Origin of the sequence: Terasakiella sp. (assembly GCF_048267425.1) — a bacterium.
Classification (GTDB): domain Bacteria; phylum Pseudomonadota; class Alphaproteobacteria; order Rhodospirillales; family Terasakiellaceae; genus Terasakiella.
This window is the reverse complement of sequence record NZ_JBLWXN010000004.1, coordinates 83,600-102,077: the sequence shown is the minus strand read 5'-3', so window position 1 is coordinate 102,077 and position 18,478 is coordinate 83,600. Positions and strand designations below refer to the sequence as shown.

General features: G+C 47.9%; 17 protein-coding genes. 7 read left to right on the top strand and 10 right to left on the bottom strand.

Annotation, left to right across the window (positions count from 1 at the left end; genetic code table 11):
• Nucleotides 1–107 precede the first annotated feature (107 nt).
• From aroQ to aat, 4 genes are all read left to right on the top strand, one after another.
• Nucleotides 108–551, top strand: coding sequence for a type II 3-dehydroquinate dehydratase (gene aroQ / locus ACN0VA_RS08315; RefSeq protein ID WP_417820694.1), 444 nt, complete (start codon nt 108–110; stop codon nt 549–551).
• A gap of 18 nt (nt 552–569) precedes the next feature.
• Nucleotides 570–1,025 carry an acetyl-CoA carboxylase biotin carboxyl carrier protein gene (locus tag ACN0VA_RS08310; RefSeq protein WP_417820692.1) on the top strand — a complete coding sequence of 152 codons (456 nt, stop codon included), beginning with the start codon at nt 570–572 and terminating at the stop codon, nt 1,023–1,025.
• 12 nt (nt 1,026–1,037) lie between these two features.
• Complete coding sequence (gene accC, locus ACN0VA_RS08305) at nt 1,038–2,381, top strand: acetyl-CoA carboxylase biotin carboxylase subunit (RefSeq protein WP_417820691.1); 1,344 nt, start codon at nt 1,038–1,040, stop codon at nt 2,379–2,381.
• A gap of 99 nt (nt 2,382–2,480) precedes the next feature.
• Nucleotides 2,481–3,161: a leucyl/phenylalanyl-tRNA--protein transferase gene (gene aat / locus ACN0VA_RS08300; protein ID WP_417820690.1), complete on the top strand. Its 681-nt coding sequence runs from the start codon at nt 2,481–2,483 to the stop codon at nt 3,159–3,161.
• On the opposite strand, the gene ACN0VA_RS08295 is transcribed toward aat, so the two are convergent.
• The 5 genes from ACN0VA_RS08295 to ACN0VA_RS08275 form a co-directional block, all read right to left on the bottom strand.
• Nucleotides 3,083–3,502 (bottom strand): DUF2155 domain-containing protein, encoded by a 420-nt coding sequence (locus ACN0VA_RS08295; protein ID WP_417820689.1) that lies wholly within the window; start codon nt 3,500–3,502, stop codon nt 3,083–3,085. The genes aat and ACN0VA_RS08295 overlap by 79 nt on opposite strands.
• On the bottom strand, nt 3,499–3,963 hold the full coding sequence (locus tag ACN0VA_RS08290) for an outer membrane lipid asymmetry maintenance protein MlaD (RefSeq protein ID WP_308419095.1): 465 nt from the start codon (nt 3,961–3,963) through the stop codon (nt 3,499–3,501). Before ACN0VA_RS08290 ends, ACN0VA_RS08295 begins: the two co-directional genes overlap by 4 nt.
• 18 nt (nt 3,964–3,981) lie before the next feature.
• Nucleotides 3,982–4,449: an MlaD family protein gene (locus tag ACN0VA_RS08285; protein ID WP_417820688.1), complete on the bottom strand. Its 468-nt coding sequence runs from the start codon at nt 4,447–4,449 to the stop codon at nt 3,982–3,984.
• Nucleotides 4,450–4,549: 100 nt separating this feature from the next.
• The gene (locus ACN0VA_RS08280) at nt 4,550–4,903 is read right to left on the bottom strand and encodes an NADH:ubiquinone oxidoreductase subunit NDUFA12 (protein ID WP_188664023.1); all 354 of its coding nucleotides are present in this window, start codon (nt 4,901–4,903) and stop codon (nt 4,550–4,552) included.
• Nucleotides 4,904–4,999: 96 nt separating this feature from the next.
• On the bottom strand, nt 5,000–6,811 hold the full coding sequence (locus ACN0VA_RS08275; RefSeq protein WP_417820687.1) for a putative bifunctional diguanylate cyclase/phosphodiesterase: 1,812 nt from the start codon (nt 6,809–6,811) through the stop codon (nt 5,000–5,002).
• Between the two features lie 652 nt (nt 6,812–7,463).
• Here ACN0VA_RS08275 and ACN0VA_RS08270 point away from each other — a divergent pair.
• The 3 genes from ACN0VA_RS08270 to ACN0VA_RS08260 all read left to right on the top strand — a co-directional run bounded on the left by ACN0VA_RS08270 (nt 7,464) and on the right by ACN0VA_RS08260 (nt 12,886).
• Nucleotides 7,464–11,126 carry a vitamin B12-dependent ribonucleotide reductase gene (locus ACN0VA_RS08270; RefSeq protein ID WP_417820686.1) on the top strand — a complete coding sequence of 1,221 codons (3,663 nt, stop codon included), beginning with the start codon at nt 7,464–7,466 and terminating at the stop codon, nt 11,124–11,126.
• A 151-nt stretch (nt 11,127–11,277) separates the two neighbouring features.
• The gene (locus tag ACN0VA_RS08265; protein ID WP_417820685.1) at nt 11,278–11,748 is read left to right on the top strand and encodes a RidA family protein; all 471 of its coding nucleotides are present in this window, start codon (nt 11,278–11,280) and stop codon (nt 11,746–11,748) included.
• On the top strand, nt 11,669–12,886 hold the full coding sequence (locus tag ACN0VA_RS08260; protein WP_417820684.1) for a GNAT family N-acetyltransferase: 1,218 nt from the start codon (nt 11,669–11,671) through the stop codon (nt 12,884–12,886). The genes ACN0VA_RS08265 and ACN0VA_RS08260 overlap by 80 nt, the downstream gene beginning before the upstream one ends.
• Before the next feature lie 4 nt (nt 12,887–12,890).
• Here ACN0VA_RS08260 and ACN0VA_RS08255 read toward each other — a convergent pair whose 3' ends face one another.
• The 5 genes from ACN0VA_RS08255 to ACN0VA_RS08235 all read right to left on the bottom strand — a co-directional run bounded on the left by ACN0VA_RS08255 (nt 12,891) and on the right by ACN0VA_RS08235 (nt 18,476).
• Nucleotides 12,891–13,985 (bottom strand): CaiB/BaiF CoA transferase family protein, encoded by a 1,095-nt coding sequence (locus ACN0VA_RS08255; RefSeq protein ID WP_417820683.1) that lies wholly within the window; start codon nt 13,983–13,985, stop codon nt 12,891–12,893.
• A gap of 98 nt (nt 13,986–14,083) precedes the next feature.
• Nucleotides 14,084–16,408 (bottom strand): ATP-dependent Clp protease ATP-binding subunit ClpA, encoded by a 2,325-nt coding sequence (clpA, locus tag ACN0VA_RS08250; RefSeq protein WP_417820682.1) that lies wholly within the window; start codon nt 16,406–16,408, stop codon nt 14,084–14,086.
• A 29-nt stretch (nt 16,409–16,437) separates the two neighbouring features.
• Entirely contained in the window at nt 16,438–16,767 is a 330-nt protein-coding gene (gene clpS / locus ACN0VA_RS08245; RefSeq protein WP_188664008.1) for an ATP-dependent Clp protease adapter ClpS, read from the bottom strand.
• Nucleotides 16,768–16,940: 173 nt separating this feature from the next.
• A complete protein-coding gene (locus ACN0VA_RS08240) occupies nt 16,941–17,666 on the bottom strand; it encodes a phasin family protein (protein ID WP_417820681.1) in 726 nt (241 codons plus the stop codon).
• 141 nt (nt 17,667–17,807) lie between these two features.
• Nucleotides 17,808–18,476, bottom strand: coding sequence for a hypothetical protein (locus ACN0VA_RS08235; RefSeq protein WP_417820680.1), 669 nt, complete (start codon nt 18,474–18,476; stop codon nt 17,808–17,810).
• Nucleotides 18,477–18,478 lie beyond the last annotated feature (2 nt).

Sequence of the window (18,478 nt, the reverse complement as noted above, 5' to 3'; positions counted from 1 at the left end):
TATGGACGAGGGTTTCTCGATGTGCAAGAGGGCGATTAAAGAAAGATTGCATGCTGTGTAAGGCATGCTATAACGCTAGGACTACTTCGCAACATTAATAGCAAAAAATGTCGAAAAGAATTCTCATATTAAACGGACCAAACCTGAACATGCTGGGCACGCGTGAGCCGAAAGTATACGGACACGAAACCCTTAAGGATGTTGAAGACATGTGCGAAACTTGCGCATCCGATCTTGGTTTGGACATCGACTTCCGTCAATCCAATCACGAAGGCAATCTTGTCGACTGGATTCAAGAAGCAAAAGAGTCCTTTGACGCCATTGTTATTAACCCGGCAGCTTACACCCATACCTCTGTCGCCATCCTTGATGCGTTGCAAGCGGTGGATAAGCCGGTCATCGAAGTACACCTATCCAACATTCACAAACGTGAAGCCTTTCGTCATACATCCTATGTTTCCAAGATGGCCACAGGCGTTATCTGCGGGTTGGGACCACAGGGTTACATACTGGCGTTACAGGCGATCTCACGTCTCCTTTCAAGTCGCTGATGAAGAGAATCAATTATAATGGCTAAGGATAAATTCAATAGCGAACTGGTTCGCGAACTGGCTGAATTGCTGAACGATACCGGTCTTACTGAAATCGAATACGGTCAGGATGACTGGCACATTCGTGTTGCTAAAAACATTACTGTAACGGCAGCTGCTGCCCCGGTCGCAGCGGTCGGTGCTGCTGCCCCTGTCGGCGGCCCTGCACCAGAAGGCGATGCCGGTGATCCGGCCAATCATCCTGGTGCGGTCACATCCCCGATGGTTGGTGTTGCTTACCTTTCACCGGACCCCGATTCACCGCAGTTTGCCTCTGTCGGCGACACGGTTACTGAAGGCCAAACCCTCTGTCTGATTGAAGCTATGAAAGTCTTCAACCCCATCCATGCGCCGAAAGCCGGAAAAGTGACGCGCGTGCTGATTAGTTCCGGTTCACCCGTCGAATTCGGCGATCCGCTTTTCATTATCGAATAATAGGGCTTGCCCATGTTTGAAAAAGTCCTGATTGCCAACCGTGGCGAAATTGCCCTGCGCATCCATCGCGCCTGTAAAGAAATGGGTATTTCCACGGTTGCCATTCATTCCACGGCTGACGCCGATGCCATGCATGTGCGTCTCGCCGACGAGGCTGTCTGTATCGGTCCGCCGCCCAGTAAAGATAGCTATTTGAATATTCAAGCTATTTTATCTGCGGCAACCATTACAGGCGCCGATGCCATCCATCCCGGTTATGGTTTCCTGTCAGAAAATGCCAACTTCGCCGAAATGGTTGAAGAACACGGCTTTACCTTTATCGGTCCGACACCGGAACACATCCGTATGATGGGCGATAAAATCACAGCCAAACGAATTGCCGAAGAAACAGGTATGCCTGTTGTTCCCGGCTCCAAGGGATCTGTCGATAGCGTCGCGGACGCTTTGGCAATCGGTGAAGAATTCGGGTATCCCGTGATCGTCAAAGCCACTGCTGGCGGGGGCGGTCGTGGTATGCAACTGGTCCGCAATCCCGATGAAATGGAAGTCAATTGGAAAACAGCACGTACCGAAGCCCTTGCGGCATTTGGGAACGCAGATGTTTACATTGAAAAATTCCTGACAAAACCACGTCATATTGAAATTCAGGTTTTGTGTGACACGCACGGCAATGCCGTTCACGTGGGGGAACGTGATTGTTCATTGCAACGTCGTAATCAGAAAGTTCTGGAAGAAGCCCCTTCCCCGGCATTAAATGAAGCACAACGCAAGGAAATCGGTGAAACCGTTGCCGATGCGATGCGCAAAATGAAATACCGTGGTGTTGGAACGGTCGAATTCCTCTATGAAGATGGCGAGTTCTTCTTTATCGAGATGAACACGCGTTTGCAGGTGGAACACCCAATTTCAGAAATGATCTCCGGTCTTGATCTTGCCCGTGAACAAATTCGTGTCGCCTCTGGTGCACCATTGGGTTACACACAGGATGACATCAAATTTCAGGGCCATTCCATCGAATGCCGTATTAATGCAGAAGACCCGGAAAACTTCATGCCGTGCCCCGGTAAAATCACTGACTATCATGCCCCGGGCGGTTTGAGTGTCCGTGTTGATTCGGCCCTTTATTCCGGCTACAGCGTGCCACCGCATTATGACAGTATGATTGCTAAACTGATCGTGCATGGCAACAACCGGAACGAATGCCTGATGCGTTTGCGTCGTGCCCTTGGCGAATATGTCATTGGCGGGATTAAAACGTCTATTCCTCTCCATCAGAAACTTCTGGAAAACCCGGATTTCATTAATGGGGATTACGATATCAAATGGCTGGAAAAATTCGTCGGCCTGACTGATTAAAAAACAAAAAGCCGTCACTTGAAGAAAATTCAAGCTGACGGCTTTCTTGTATTTAAATTCCATCTCCTTATATATAAATCAATGAGATAAGGAGTTCACATGGACAGAAGCGAACGATATGTCATTACGCCCGAAACATTACTACGGGCTTATGGTGCCGGTGTGTTTCCAATGGCAGAAACACGAGAATCACGGGATTTGTTCTGGGTTGATCCGGAAATGCGCGGTATTTTCCCACTGGACGGATTAAAGATATCACGCTCTTTGCGCAAAACATTACGCCAAGGGAAATTTAAGGTTACCTGCGATACGGCCTTCGACAAGGTTATGGAAAAATGTGCAGAAAGTACCGAAGACCGTCCCGACACATGGATGAATGAAGATATTTTTCGCCTTTATAACGAACTTTTCCGCATGAACTGCGCGCACAGTATCGAATGTTGGCAAGACGGGGAATTGGTTGGCGGCCTTTATGGCGTTAGCCTCGGTACTGCTTTTTTTGGTGAAAGTATGTTTTCACGACGCTCCAATGCCTCAAAAGTCGCCTTGGTACATCTGGTCGCACGCTTGCGATTATCGGATTACCAACTTCTGGACAGTCAATTTATTACCGATCATCTCGCCTCAATGGGCGCGATTGAAGTGCCGCGTCAAAGTTATCATTTGATGCTGGATGAAGCCATGCAGACAATTTCGGCCTTTTATTCAGATCCAACAGAAACAGAATTATCTGAAGAATTAGAAGCCATGTTCGTGCAATCCAGAACCCATACATCATAAACAGGATGTTCCATCGGGTTTAGTGCCGGACTGGATGCAAACATCCATCCGCGAAACACAGGGGAAGCAGCTTCGCCCGGTTTGACCTCTGCAATATCTAAAAAGGCCGCACTTTCCGGCGTTTCTGTCGGCGGACGCTTATCACACTTGCGTGCGACAATTTCTAAATTTCCAAATTTAATAAACTGGCCGACCGGGGCCTCCAGACGCGATACCCTTGCCGTCACCTTATCAAGACCTTGTAAAATCACCGTATCATAAGGTTCAGCGTAACCAACCTGACTGATTGTCAAGGAAGCAGACAGCCCCAAAATGCCCCATAAGGTACGTGACAAAATCACTGTTGCCCCTCCCCGCCGGTTGCAAGGAATATAATTTCACCGACTTGATCTTCCAGTGATTTAAAATCTTTAGTGTTCTCGATGGAGCCCCCCGCTTCAACAAAGTTTTCGCGATCGGCCCCCGGTTCCAGACGTACATATTTTCCACCAATCAAGCCGCCACTCACAATCGAGGCCACCGTATCAGCAGGCAATTTCAAATCCGGGCGAATGGTCATGGAAATAACCGCATCGTAGGTTTCATTATCCAAAGTACTATCCAGTACGGAACCGACCTTAATACCGTTCATGCGCACATCGCTGCCCTTTTGTAATCCGCCAATCTTCAGGAAAGCTGCCTTTACCGTATATCCTTCAACCGATTTAACCTGTGCTTCGTTCAGCGCAATATAAAGAAAGCCCGCAGCAACCAGCAACACAACACCGCCCATCACTGTTTCAACGATATTTTTACCCATCATTTCTTCGTTACCTTCCCTTTATTCTTCTTTTTGTGCACGTTTGGATTTACCTTCGGCAATGATCAATTCCAAAAGTTCCTCAACAACAACAGAGCTTTGCGCCATATCTATCCGGCCGCCGTCATCAATATAATTTTCATCCCCACCGGGTTCCAGTTCGATAAACTTGTTGCCAAACAAACCGTCCGTATGAATGGCGGCCGAGGTATCAAGCGGCAAGCGTACATTTCCGTCGATTGCCATCGTCACAACGGCACGGTAATTCGCATTAAGATCAGCCCCTAAGACATAACCGATGCGAACACCGCCCATGCGTACGTCCGACTCTTCCATCAAGCCATCAATACGGCTGAACGTCGCTGATACTTTATATAACTGCTCATTACCGGTTTCATCCGGTTTGCCATAAGAAATGAGAATAGCCAGAACCAAAGCCAAAAAAGTCAGGCCACCAACGGTTTTCTCTCTACGCGCAGAATACTTCACGTCAATCTCTCCCTAGCCCACCCCGTACCAGTCAGGCACGAAAACGGGCGCCTAAAAGCGCCCGCAAATCTTAGAGGTCTACAGCCATAAATTCAATGGCTTATTCGGGTTGCCACGCTTCATAGTCACCTGTCGCACGAGCGCGCTGCCCGCCATGACGCGCGTCCCCTTGCGGGAAGTAAGCGTTTGTCGTCCCTGTCAGGTTGGGCAGGTGTTCTTTTTGCCACTGTTTCGCTTGCGTTGCTTCTTCCGTCAGCGGTTCAGAAACAGTGTGATGCAACCATGCATGCCATTCTGCCGGTACTTTGGAGGCTTCGCTCACCCCACGGTAAACGACCCAGCGACGCTCACGGCCCTGAAGCTTCTTTTTGTTGCGATAGTATTTGTTACCGAATTCGTCAGTACCAACCAACGTGCCGTTAAGCCAAGTGTAAACACGTGTTCCGATTGTCATATCAATTCAACTCCGAAGCCCCGAGCAGGGTACCATTGTCAATCGCGCGATCTACGCACATAAAATTCCTAGGCCATGTTTAGTCGATTAAGCGGTTTACTGCAAGACTCTGAAATCAGAAAATCCACCCTCTTGTAGTATTTTTTCCATATCTTCAGCAGGAACCGGACGGCTGAACAAAAACCCCTGCCCCAAATCACAGCCTTTTTCTTTCAAAAATTCAAACTGTTCTTGCGTTTCAATCCCTTCTGCCACCGTCTTCAACCCCAAGGCTTGCGCCAACCTGATAATCGCATCCACAATTGCAGCATCACGTTCGTTATGTGCTACCTCATTAATAAAGGCACGGTCGATTTTCAATTTGGAAATGGGCAGACGTTTCAAATAGGATAAAGAAGAATACCCCGTTCCGAAGTCATCAATGGATGCCATCACACCAAATTCTCGTAGATCATTCAGGGTCCGAATGGCAGAATCGGGTTCTTCCATCACCGAACTTTCCGTCAATTCGAGCTCAATCAATTCCGGCGGAGTACCGGTTTCTTTCAAAACATCACTCATCAACTGTAAAAGACGTTCCGGTTGAGCAAATTGTCGCCACGATATATTCACCGCCATTGGAATGGCCCCGTAACCGGCCTCCAGCCATCGTTTTGCCGTCATACAGGTTTCATAGAGAACCTGATGACAAATATCACCGATTAAGCCAGCTTCTTCAGCAACCGGAATAAATTCCCCCGGCCAAACCAATCCCAGACGAGGGTGGCGCCAACGTACCAAGGCTTCCATTGCTGCGATTTCACCGGTTTTCACATCAATAAGCGGCTGGAAAAAGGGGATAAATTCTTTACGCAGAATCGCTTTGCGCAGTCGGTTTTCATAGGCCAGGACCCGCAACGCCCGCGTATTCATTTCCTCGACATAAAAACGATAGCCTCCCGGCGAGGTCAAATGGGCACGGCGCAAAGCCGTATCCGCATTCATCATCAGACTTTCTGCATTTTCTCCATCACGATGGGCCAAGCTGATCCCCATGCTGACACTGACATCAAGGCGACGTGTACCAACATCAAACGGAATTTTCATACGATCCAAAATACACTCGGCAATCTCGGCGACACTCGTATCGCCATCAATATCGCGCAAGACAATCGAGAAGCTTTCAGCCCGCGGATGAGCTAAAAAGGTCCCTTTGGGCAAATATTCTGCCAATTCGCTTGCCACGGTTACAACCAATCGATTGGCCGTTTCCTGACCTAAGGTATCATTAACCAGATCCAAGCGATCAATCGCCAAAGCCAAAATGGCGAATTTCTCGTCTTTTTTCTCAAACAAAATATTGAGATGCTCTTCCAAAGCCATCCTGTTGGGCAATTGGGTCATCTCATCATGGTAAGCGAGATATCGCAGGCGTTCATCCAGCAAGTGCTGCCCGGTGATGTCCATCGCCGCCCCGTCCCAAATCGTTCCCTCTTTATTATGGGCGGCGACATTGGCAAAAACGCGGATGCACAATTTGCCAAGACTTTCATCCTGCAAACGCACCTCTTCATCAAAAGGCGTATTGCTGCGTGCGGAACGTCGTAAGCGGCGAAACAGCCTTTCGCGTGATCTTTGATCCAACAAATTCAGAAAATTATCAGCATCCTGCATGATTGTTTCTTCATCAGCCCCCAGCAAAGAACTGATCGTAGAACTAATATAAGGAAAGGAAATTTTTCCGCATGCGTCCATTTCCAGTCGAAACAAGGTCACCGGCAAGTTACCGATCATTTTCCCCAGACGATTTTCTGATTCGCGCAACGCATTCCTGAGTTTGCCAATTTCCGCTTTCAATTCTTGCGGTGTTTCATCGTCGAGGGATTTCATTTTTTGTTCGAGCGCCGTTTTTTTGTGTTCTTCAGTCAATTTAATTGGTCCCACCCCAAATTCTCGCTGGGGATCATAGCACAAGTTTCCCGATCTTTCCTGACTTCTGATCGTTTCTTAAATATTGCCGCAAGATTTGTTTCATCTTTGTGCAACATATAGCGCAAAAAGAATTCTGGAACAATTCTACCTTTTGAGGTGTATTTTCACAAAGGATTGCGATTCTTTTATCCGTTTGCAGTAAAAAACTGGCATATTTACCATCAATCAAGCAAGCAAAATTCGATTCTCATCAGAGTTTCTCTAGCTTTTTGACCTTCCCCATCCGTCACACCATACCTAGTGCCTTTGATCGCAAGCAAACACAAGGGGTTGCGAGATTTTGCCTAAAAATGAAACAGTTCAAGAGGTTTTTTTGTGATTTTTTTTTTGATTTTTTTTCCACAGGGAAAAGGTATGCGGAATCGGCAGTGTCGCTAACGTTCTGATTATTTCGGGTTGGTAACGGTGAATAACTATACTTTGGTAGTACCTTGAAATCCATTTCATAAAATGTTCTACATCTTGTGCCCATGACGGAAGAAGGCACCCACAATATAGGTGTGCACAACGTTCTGGGACGGGATAACCACAAAATTTTGTTTAACGATTTAAGCCATTCTTTTAAAAGTAAGAGGCATCAGGGGCATCAATGCGTATTCAACGTCATTTCACGCACGAAGATAAATCACCTTACGACGGTCTTGTCTTTCGTAAAGCAAGTAGCGAAATCCGTAACCCGGACGGTTCTATCGTCTTTCAGGCAAGCGATCTGGAAGTCCCGGAAAGTTGGTCACAGGTTGCCTGCGATGTACTGGCTCAAAAGTATTTCCGTAAAGCTGGCATTCCCGCTGTTTTAAAAGCTGTTAAAGAGAAGGACGTCCCGCAGTGGTTATGGGCAAGTGTTCCTGATCAGGACGCGATGAAATCCATGCCTGCCGAAGACCAATTTGGTGGGGAACATTCAGCCAAGCAGGTTTTTGACCGTTTAGCCGGAACTTGGACCTATTGGGGTTGGAAAGGCGGCTATTTCGATAGCGAAGCTGACGCGCGCGCCTATTTCGACGAAATGCGTTATCAATTGTGTGCGCAAATGGGTGCACCGAACTCTCCACAGTGGTTTAACACGGGCCTGCACTGGGCTTATGGTATTGACGGTCCGGCCCAAGGCCACCATTACGTCGATTTCAAGACCGGTAAACTGGTGCGCTCCAAATCCTCTTATGAACATCCCCAGCCTCACGCCTGTTTCATCCAGTCTATTCAGGATGATCTGGTCAATGAAGGCGGCATTATGGATCTGTGGGTTCGTGAAGCCCGTCTCTTTAAATATGGTTCAGGGACCGGTTCCAACTTCTCCAACGTACGCGGAGAAGGCGAACCCCTATCCGGTGGCGGTAAATCCTCCGGCTTGATGAGCTTCCTGAAAATTGGTGACCGCGCAGCTGGTGCGATTAAATCCGGTGGCACCACCCGTCGCGCAGCCAAAATGGTTGTCGTCGATGTCGATCACCCCGACGTTGAAGAATTCATCTCTTGGAAAGTTAAAGAAGAGCAAAAAGTCGCTGCCCTTGTTGCAGGTTCCAAACTCGCCCAAAAACATATGGGTGCCATTATGGAAGCTTGCTGCACGGCAGGCGACAGCGAAGATGCGTTTGATCCCAAGCAGAACAAGCCGCTGAAAAAAGCCATCATTGCCGCGCGTAAATCCATGATCCCTGAAAACTATATTCAGCGTGTTATTGAATTTGCCAAACAAGGCTACACCGATATTGAATTCCCGGCTTACAATACGGATTGGGATTCCGAAGCCTACACAACAGTTGCGGGTCAAAACTCCAACAACACAGTTCGTGTTTCCAACGAATTTCTGCAAAAGGTATTGGATGACGGCGAATGGGAACTGATCAACCGCAAAGACGGCAGCGTTGCCAAACGCATCAAGGCCAAGGAACTTTGGGAAAATATCGGTTATGCCGCATGGGCCTGTGCCGATCCGGGGATCCAGTTTGACAGCACCATCAACGAATGGCACACCTGCCCAAGCGATGGTCGCATCAACGCGTCCAACCCTTGTTCGGAATATATGTTCCTTGATGATACCGCCTGTAACCTTGCCTCCTTGAACCTGCTGCAATTCACCAAAGAAGACGGCACGTTTGATGTTGCCTCTTTCTCCCATGCGGTTCGCATCTGGACAGTGACATTGGAAATCGCGGTTATGATGGCGCAATTCCCGTCCAAGGAGATTGCACAACGATCTTATGACTACCGGACGCTGGGGCTTGGTTTTGCCAATATCGGCGGCCTGTTGATGGCCTCTGGCCTGCCGTATGACAGTGCAGAAGGCCGCGCTTTATGTGGCGCGATCACCGCCCTGATGACAGGCGAAGCTTACGCAACATCTGCAGAAATGGCACAAAACTTGGGGGCTTTCCCGGGGTATGCCAATAACGCAGATCATATGTTACGCGTTATTCGCAATCACCGTCGTGCCGCACAAGGCCTGAAAGACGATTACGAAAACCTTGCTGTTCTACCGGTTCCGCTGGATGCTTCCAATTGCCCGGAAAGCAGCCTTGTGGAAGCCGCCCGCAAATCATGGGATCGCGCTTTGGAACTTGGCAACGAACATGGTTTCCGCAACGCGCAAGTGTCTGTGATTGCCCCGACGGGGACAATCGGTCTGGTTATGGATTGTGATACCACAGGGATTGAACCGGACTTCGCCCTTGTGAAGTTCAAAAAACTCGCCGGTGGTGGTTATTTCAAAATCATCAACCGCATTGTCCCACAAGCCCTGATCAAACTCGGCTATACGGAACAACAAGCCAACGACATGATCCGCTATGCTGTCGGTCATGGCACGTTGAAAGGGTCCACTTTCCTGACTCACGAACAACTGCGTGAAAAAGGTTTTGATGACGAATCTTTGGAAGCTTTGGAAAAAGCACTTGCTGATGCGTTCGATATCAAATTCGCCTTCAACAAATGGTCGCTTGGTGAGAAATTCTGTATCGACAAACTGGGCATCAGCGCGGATAAGCTGAACGATCCTTCTTTCGATATGCTGATAGAACTCGGCTTTGACAAAAAAGAAATCGATAATGCCAACACATATGTTTGCGGCTCCATGACATTGGAAGGTGCCCCGCACCTGAAAGACGAACATTTGCCCGTCTTTGATTGTGCCACACCTTGTGGACGCAAAGGGACACGCTTCTTGTCTGTTGAAAGCCACATTCGCATGATGGCGGCTTCTCAGTCCTTTATTTCCGGGGCTATTTCCAAAACCATCAATATGGCCCACAACGCCACGGTTAAGGATTGCAAGGAAGCCTACCTGTTGTCATGGCGTCTGGGCTTGAAAGCCAATGCGCTTTATCGTGATGGTTCCAAACTGTCACAACCGCTACAGGCACAGGTTCTGGAAGACGAAGATGCGGACGAAACATTCGCAGAAGCCGTTGCAGACCAACCGTCTGCGAAACGTGCGGAACTGGTTGCCGAACGCATCGTTGAACGCGTTGTCGCCCAACGTCGTAAACTGCCGAACCGTCGTAAAGGCTATACACAAAAGGCGTCTGTCGGCGGTCACAAAGTTTACCTGCGTACCGGGGAATATGAAGACGGTCAATTGGGTGAGCTTTTCATCGATATGCACAAAGAAGGCGCAGCCTTCCGCTCTTTGATGAACAACTTCGCCATTGCCATTTCCTTGGGCCTGCAATATGGCGTCCCGCTGGATGAATTTGTGGAAGCCTTCACATTCACACGCTTTGAGCCAAGCGGTATGGTGGAAGGTAACGACACCATCAAAATGGCATCTTCCGTTCTTGACTACATCTTCCGCGAGCTTGCGGTATCTTATATGGATCGTTCCGACCTTGCCCACATTAAACCGGACGATTTACACCATGATACTGTTGGTGGGGGTGAAGCCCAATCCGAACTTCCGCAAGAAGATAAGGATAAGGCAAACCAGATGATTGAACGCGTGGCCTCCCAAGGTTACATGCGTGGTCGCTTCCTGGTTTTTAAGGGTAAGCCGGGCGAAGGTTCTGAAGGTTCGCCCAGTGGCGGTTCCGTCAGCGGTTCTGCCGCAAGCGGTGCAGCCGATCTGGCAGCAGCAGCAACCATCGACGGCGAACCTGATATTTTTGAAGAAACCGACCAAAAATTGGAACAAATCCGCGAAGCCCGTATGAAAGGGTATGAAGGCGATGCGTGCCCCGAATGTGGCAACTTCACCTTGGTGCGTAACGGCACCTGCCTAAAATGCGTGACTTGCGGTTCAACATCTGGTTGTTCCTAATCACCACCAAATAAGACGAAGCGAAGACTGAATAAAGGGGAAAGCGTGCCATTTCGGCAACTTTCCCCTTTATTTTCATAAAATAGCACTTGTTCTTTCCCCCTCTTCACCTAAATTCAAATTATTGATATTCCAAATAAAAGGATAAAAAATGGCTGGTAAAATCGAAGCACGCCTGCAAGAGTTAGGGATCACCTTACCCAAAGCCAATAAAGCAGTTGCCAACTATGTACCCTATGTCATAACCGGCAACCTTATTTTCGTTTCCGGCCAGATCACCATGCTGGATGGTGAATTAAAATACATCGGGCGCTATGGTGAAAATTTAAGTGTGGAGGATGGTATGGCGGCCTCCCGTTTATGTGGCCTTCACCTGATTTCCCAAGTTAAAGAAGCTGTTGGCGGCGACCTTGATCGTATTACACGGGTTGTCAAACTGGGTGGTTTTGTCGCCAGCATGCCGGAATTTACCGACCAGCCTAAAATCGTTAACGGGGCCTCTGACCTGATGGTCGAAGTTTTCGGCGAACCCGTTGGGCAACATGCCCGCGCCGCCGTGGGTGTTGCCGCTCTGCCCCTTGGTGTTTCTGTTGAAATTGATGGTGTCTTTGAATTTGCCTGAAATCGCACAATTTGAAAGTATAAATCAAATTGATCCACAGATGTGGGATGCATGTGTGGGCGAAGACAACCCCTTCGCCACACATGCTTTTCTGTCCGCATTGGAAGACAGTAAATGCGTTCATCCTGACAATGGATGGTTGCCACAACATCTTGTTTTAACCGACGATACAAAGCGAATTATCGCCTGTACTCCCCTTTATTTAAAAAGCCATTCCTATGGCGAATATGTGTTCGACTGGTCATGGGCCGAAGCTTACGAACGTGCTGGTGGACGTTATTACCCCAAGCTTCTTTGCGCTATTCCGTTCACGCCGGTCAGCGGGCAACGCCTGTTAACACACCCTGATTGCAACCTCGAAGATAAACAACGACTTCTTACCCACTTGCTTGCCCATGCGGATAAAATCGGCGTTTCCTCCCTTCACATCAATTTCACTGAAAAAGCAGAATGGGAAGTGATGCAGGATTTGGGAATGCTGGGTCGGATTGGGCATCAATATCATTGGACCAATAATCATTATGAGAGTTTTGATGACTTTCTAAATGCCTTGTCGTCACGCAAAAGAAAATCAATCCGCAAGGAACGAAAATCTGTTGTTGAAAGCGGTATCACGCTTACAACACTCAGCGGACCTGAAATTCAGGAACATCACTGGGACGCTTTCTACGATTTTTACCTTGATACATCGGGACGTAAATGGGGGCACCCTTATCTCAATCGGGATTTTTTCTCACTCTTGGGACAGCGCCTTGGTGATCAAACCGTCTTAGTCCTTGCCCTGCAAGATCAGTGTATCGTCGCAGGCGCCTTAAATTTAAAAGGCAATGACACCTTGTTCGGACGATATTGGGGCTGTCTGGAAGATTATCGTTTTTTGCATTTCGAAGCCTGCTACTATCAAGCGATCGATTATGCCATTGCCAATCAGTTAAAGCGCGTTGAGGCCGGTGCCCAAGGGCAACATAAAATTCAACGCGGATATCTGCCCGTTGAAACTTACAGCGCACACTGGATTGCAACCCCCTCTTTTCGCAACGCCGTTGACGATTTTCTCAAGCACGACCAAAAAGTCAATCGTCTGGAAATGCAAGAGCTTATGAAGCTATCTCCCTACAAAAGTGACCTGCAAGAGTAATTGCTTACAGCGCTCCCAGAAGGCTTTCAATTGTAACTTCTTTCATAGCCGGGCGCGCTTTGGGCGGTTGATTATCAACCCATGCCGGATAGCGAATTTCATCCCCAAACGCAATTTGACGCGCCTGAACATGTGGATGTTTCAAAACCGCATCCGGGCTATGGATCGGTTCCATACAACAATCAGCAGGCAATAACAGGGCGGCCCATTCGTCCAATGTACGTGTCTTAAACAAATCACGTAAAGTCGCAATCAAATCGTCTTGGGGTTGCGGTTCGTTTTGACGTGCGCTCAGATCCTCCCGCTCGACTGCCTTGCAGAAATTCTGCCAAAATTTGGGTTCAATCGGCGCAAAGGCAAAATGGCGATTATCTTTTGTTTCATAAATGCCATACCACGCAGCTGCGCCACCGGTCAGTTCCCCCTGTCCACAGTCATCAACTTTGCCTTGGGCGGCGGGTGTCAAACTCAGATAATTCCAGCTTAAGGCGGCCTCAAACAAGCTTACGTCAATAAAAGCCCCCTGCCCTGTACGTTCACGTCTAAACAAGGCTGCCAGAATAGAACTCACAGCCTGCATTGCCCCGCTATGATCCGCCAGTGGGGGGAAAATCGGTACCGGCCCACAGTCTTTGTGCCCGGTCTGTGACAAGGCCCCTGTCAAGGCAACGTATGTCATATCATGGCCTGCAACTTGTGCATAAGGTCCGTTTTGTCCATAACCAGACAACGCACAATGCACCAGTTTCGGGTTCATTTTTTTCAAGGTGTCATGGTCAAATCCCAAACGCGCCATCACACCGGGTCGAAAAGATTCCAAAAGGACATCGGCTTTCTCCACCAACTTAGTAAAATCCGCCTTGCCCTCTGTCGATTTTAAATCAATTTTGACAACGGATTTCCCCGCATTCAATTGTTTGTAAAGGGGAGAAATACCATCATCACCTTCCATAAAGGCAAAACGCATCGGATCGCCAACAGGCGGTTCCACCTTAATGACATCGGCACCCAGATCACGCAACGTCATCGTCGCAAACGGACCGGGAATATATTGGGAGAGATCCAGAACTAAAATATTTTCCAAACAATTGTCGAACATAGGTGCCTCTTCTCATCAAGATAAGGTCATTCCTCCCGACAGGGGAAGAATGACCCGTTTCCTTAATCTAGGCACAAGATTGTTTGGAAGGCAAACATTTATTTAACCGTTGCCGGCACCTTGCTTGCTTTTTTATCCGTGTTGCGTTTCGGTTTGGCGGCTAATTCCTCTTGCGGGAATTCAAACACCACTTTGTTACTGTCAATCTTGACCTTAACCAATCCGCCCGTCACCAGTTTGCCAAATAGCAATTCTTCGGCCAACGGCTTCTTGATATGTTCTTGAATAACGCGGCTTAATGGACGGGCACCATAATGTTTGTCATAGCCTTTTTTACCCAACCATTTGCGCGCTGCCGGTGTCAGTTGGAATTCAACGCCCCGATCGGCAAGCTGACCTTCCAGTTCCATGATAAACTTATCGACGACTTTACCAACCACATCTTCGGACAGATTGGCAAAAGGAACAATCGCGTCCAAACGGTTGCGAAATTCCGGTGTGAACAGTTTTTCAATCGCTTCCTGATCCTCACCCTCGCGGCTTTCGCGACCAAAGCCAATGGCATTTTTCGCTAAATCGGCTGCCCCGGCATTGGTAGTCATAATCAGAATGACATTGCGAAAATCAATGGTCTTGCCATTGTTATCCGTCAACTTGCCATGATCCATCACCTGCAACAAAATATTAAACAGGTCGGGGTGTGCTTTTTCAATTTCATCCAACAAGACAACGCAATGCGGATGTTGGTCTACTCCATCGGTTAATAACCCGCCTTGGTCAAATCCAACATAACCCGGCGGTGCACCGATCAATCGGGATACGCTGTGACGTTCCATATATTCAGACATATCAAAGCGTAACAGTTCCACCCCTAAGGTGCGGGATAATTGGCGGGCCACTTCGGTTTTACCGACCCCGGTGGGACCAGAAAACAGATAGCTACCAATCGGTTTATCCGGTTCGCGCAACCCGGCCCGTGACAGTTTAATCGCCGTCGATAACTTATCGATGGCCAAATCTTGCCCGAACACCATGCGCTTGAGGTCGTTATCCAGACTTTTCAGCGTTTCTTTATCATCTGTCGAAACGGACTTCGGCGGGATCCGGGCAATTTTTGCAACCGTATCTTCCACATCTTTCACCGTTACCGTTTTGCGGCGTTTACTTTCCGGCAGCAACATACGCGATGCACCGACTTCGTCAATCACGTCAATTGCTTTATCAGGTAACTTGCGATCCCCGATATATCGGGCAGAGAGTTCAACCGCCGCACTCAGCGCATCATTGGTATAGCGGACCTTATGATGTGCTTCGTAATAGGGTTTCAAGCCGCGCAAAATCTTGATGGTATCTTCGATAGAAGGTTCTGCGACATCAATTTTCTGGAAACGACGCACAAGGGCACGATCTTTTTCAAAATGCCCCCGATATTCCTTATAAGTTGTCGAACCGATACAACGCAACGACCCGCTCGCCAAAGAAGGCTTCAGCAGGTTCGAGGCATCCATCGCCCCGCCACTAGTTGCCCCGGCCCCAATGACCGTGTGAATTTCATCAATAAACAGAACCGCATGCGGGCGTGCTTCCAATTCTTTAACAACGGCTTTCAAGCGTTCTTCAAAATCGCCACGATAGCGGGTTCCTGCCAGAAGCGCCCCCATATCAAGGGCATAAATGATCGCTTCATCCAGAACTTCCGGCACCTGTTTTTCAACAATGCGCAGGGCCAAGCCTTCGGCAATTGCCGTTTTCCCCACACCGGGATCACCGACATACAGGGGATTATTTTTACTGCGGCGGCACAAAACCTGAATGGTACGGTCCAATTCGGCCTGACGACCGATTAACGGATCAATCTTTCCTTCTTTTGCCTTTTCATTCAGATTGACGCAATAGGTATCCAAGGCCTTGGCGCGGTCTTCTTCGCTTTCGTCATCCTGTTCCCCGTCACTGTCAGCCCCATGAACAGGACGATCTTCAGAAAGTCCCGGTACTTTGGCAATCCCATGAGAGATATAATTGACCGCATCAAGGCGGCTCATATCCTGAATTTGCAGGAAATAAACGGCATGTGATTCTCGTTCGGAAAACAGGGCAACCAAAACATTCGCGCCTGTGACCTCTTCGCGCCCCGAAGATTGAACATGAATGGCCGCACGTTGCACAACACGTTGAAACCCACTTGTCGGGGAAGGTTCAATGGGCGTGTCATGGCGTAAATCGTTGAGTTCTTCATCTAGAAAAACGACCAAGTCTTCGCGCAGTTGATCAATTGATACATCACACGCACGCATCACGGCAACCGCATCCGGGTCCTCAATCAAGGACAAGAGCAAATGTTCCAGTGTGGCCATTTCATGTCTATGTTCCGTCGCGAGGGCCAAAGCGCGATGAAGGGTTTGTTCCAAGTTTCTCGATAGCATTTTTATATCCCTTCTTTGCCGTTACGTTATTAATCTTTTTCGATCGAACACTGCAATGGATGCTGATGTTGACGGGCCAGATCCATCACCTGTGCGGCTTTGGTTTCAGCAACTTCATAGGTAAACACCCCGCACAGACCCACGCCTTTGGTATGGACATGCAACATGATCTGTGTGGCCTCTTCCTGATTTTTACCAAAGAAACGTTCCAGAATATGGACAACAAATTCCATGGGGGTGTAATCGTCATTCAACAACAACACCTTATACATAGACGGGCGCTTGGTTTTTGATCGCGTTTTTACCGCAATCCCAACATCACCATCGTCGTCATTGTCTCTATGATCTTCGTTACTCATTTTCATTCATCAATCGTTTATACAATCCATTGGTCCGGTTCGTATCCGGTTCCTTTAATATTAGTCCGTTTTATGCGTGATGAAACCCCCTAGGTGAAAATAGCGCATAAAAAAACACCCGATCATCAAAACCGGGTGTTTTTTCAAAGCAAGGCTTCTAAAACAAAAGTGTTTTAGGCAGCTGTTGTCACGTTGAGTTTTTCAACGCTAGCTTCAACGCGCTGTTGCAGCGGCTTTGAAGCTTCTTCAGCGATTTTGGTAGAGGCTTCTGAAATGCGTGTCGCATTTGCCATCATTTTATCGTAACCGGATTTCAACAACTCGGCTTGAAGCTCAGCGATTTCCTGCGGTGTTTTGCATTCAAATACTTTTTTAGAAGCAACCATGTTTTCTTCGATAGACGTGCGTGCCATTTCAGCAAACAAAGAAGCAACATCCTGAACGCCTTTTGCAGCGATTGAGGAAGATTTGACAAATGCGTCAACATTGCCTTTAGAGAAAGCCATCGCATCTTCAACAGCTTTGAACGTATCAACACCGTCTACTTTAAAGAATTTTTCCATTTGCTCTTTAGAAAATTCGAACATTTCGTTGTAACCTTCCTGAATTTGGGTAGAGAGAAGTTCAAGTTTAGCTTCCAAAACAGGTTTTTCATCTGTTGCAGAAGTTTTCTTAACGGTACTTGCAGCCTTCGCAGGCGCGGCTGTAACCGTTTCAGTTTTTACATCGGTTTTCGCTTCCACAGCAGGTGCTGCTTTGGGAGTTGTTTCTGCAACAGGTTCAGCCTTCACAGGTGCATCTGCTTTTTTTGCAGCAGCGACTTTTCTGGCTGGCGCTTTGCGCGTCGTTGCTGTGGACTTCGTGGCAGGAGCCGGAGCTTTCTTGTCAGTGCTAGTCATCTTCAACCTCATCAGCGAAAACTTGGGATTTTGTCAACGTCTGCACTGCTAAAATCTTGCACTGCAGCATTTAACACAAGATACCATAAAATTGTGTTTCGTCAACTATTTTTTTGCACCGCAACAAAAGTTTAAATTGTCTTACCCGCCTTCAAATCCAATAAGTCCATTTTCACCAACCTGCAACAAAAACGGGTTCACATCCCTCATGCTCCCCCAAATATCCAGTGGTGACAAACGTTTAGGCTCTTCCACCTTAACGCCTGTGTTATCAAGGGATAGAAGCAAATCATCAAAGACCATATCGTCCCATCTTTTAGAAGGCCACAAGTATGCGTTAAAGTAAAAAGCACCATCCACACAAGCCGCTACCGTCCAGTAAAATTTATCGGAATAGAGGCGTAAGCCATGCGGAACCGGTTGCAGCGCAGCACTCGAAATAAGGGAATTTTTAATATCTTTCAACACCTTATCGGTTACAAGAATTTCAGAGGAAACACCTCTCCACGGGCCTAAAAGATCCTGCACAGACGTTTGGCGCAAATTTGCTTCACCCGTGACTAAAGTCTTTATTTTACCCGCATGAAAAAAAACATCATAGGTGCGCGTTTGGCGTTGATAAATCCCGTTATAGACAAAGCGGTAGCGATCAGCACCTAAACCGGCACAAACTTTGCGTATATCATCCCCGTTTACATAACTAAACCAGGTGAACTTTCTCGTCACCGGATTTTCCAATCCCCCTTGATAGGTACAGGAGGCAACGACAATGACCAGCATCAATGCAAAAAAGGCGCGAAGAATAGACATTT

Bases quoted from the DNA above. Each gene is read 5' to 3' on its own strand.
- aroQ (WP_417820694.1), top strand. From the start codon at position 108: ATGTCGAAAAGAATTCTCATATTAAACGGACCAAACCTGAACATGCTG.
- accC (WP_417820691.1), top strand. From the start codon at position 1,038: ATGTTTGAAAAAGTCCTGATTGCCAACCGTGGCGAAATTGCCCTGCGC.
- ACN0VA_RS08270 (WP_417820686.1), top strand. From the start codon at position 7,464: ATGCGTATTCAACGTCATTTCACGCACGAAGATAAATCACCTTACGAC.
- ACN0VA_RS08240 (WP_417820681.1), bottom strand. From the start codon at position 17,666: ATGACTAGCACTGACAAGAAAGCTCCGGCTCCTGCCACGAAGTCCACA.
- aat (WP_417820690.1), top strand. From the start codon at position 2,481: ATGGACAGAAGCGAACGATATGTCATTACGCCCGAAACATTACTACGG.
- clpA (WP_417820682.1), bottom strand. From the start codon at position 16,408: ATGCTATCGAGAAACTTGGAACAAACCCTTCATCGCGCTTTGGCCCTC.
- ACN0VA_RS08310 (WP_417820692.1), top strand. From the start codon at position 570: ATGGCTAAGGATAAATTCAATAGCGAACTGGTTCGCGAACTGGCTGAA.
- ACN0VA_RS08260 (WP_417820684.1), top strand. From the start codon at position 11,669: ATGCCCGCGCCGCCGTGGGTGTTGCCGCTCTGCCCCTTGGTGTTTCTG.
- clpS (WP_188664008.1), bottom strand. From the start codon at position 16,767: ATGAGTAACGAAGATCATAGAGACAATGACGACGATGGTGATGTTGGG.
- ACN0VA_RS08280 (WP_188664023.1), bottom strand. From the start codon at position 4,903: ATGACAATCGGAACACGTGTTTACACTTGGCTTAACGGCACGTTGGTT.
- ACN0VA_RS08255 (WP_417820683.1), bottom strand. From the start codon at position 13,985: ATGTTCGACAATTGTTTGGAAAATATTTTAGTTCTGGATCTCTCCCAA.
- ACN0VA_RS08235 (WP_417820680.1), bottom strand. From the start codon at position 18,476: ATGTCTATTCTTCGCGCCTTTTTTGCATTGATGCTGGTCATTGTCGTT.
- ACN0VA_RS08265 (WP_417820685.1), top strand. From the start codon at position 11,278: ATGGCTGGTAAAATCGAAGCACGCCTGCAAGAGTTAGGGATCACCTTA.
- ACN0VA_RS08290 (WP_308419095.1), bottom strand. From the start codon at position 3,963: ATGATGGGTAAAAATATCGTTGAAACAGTGATGGGCGGTGTTGTGTTG.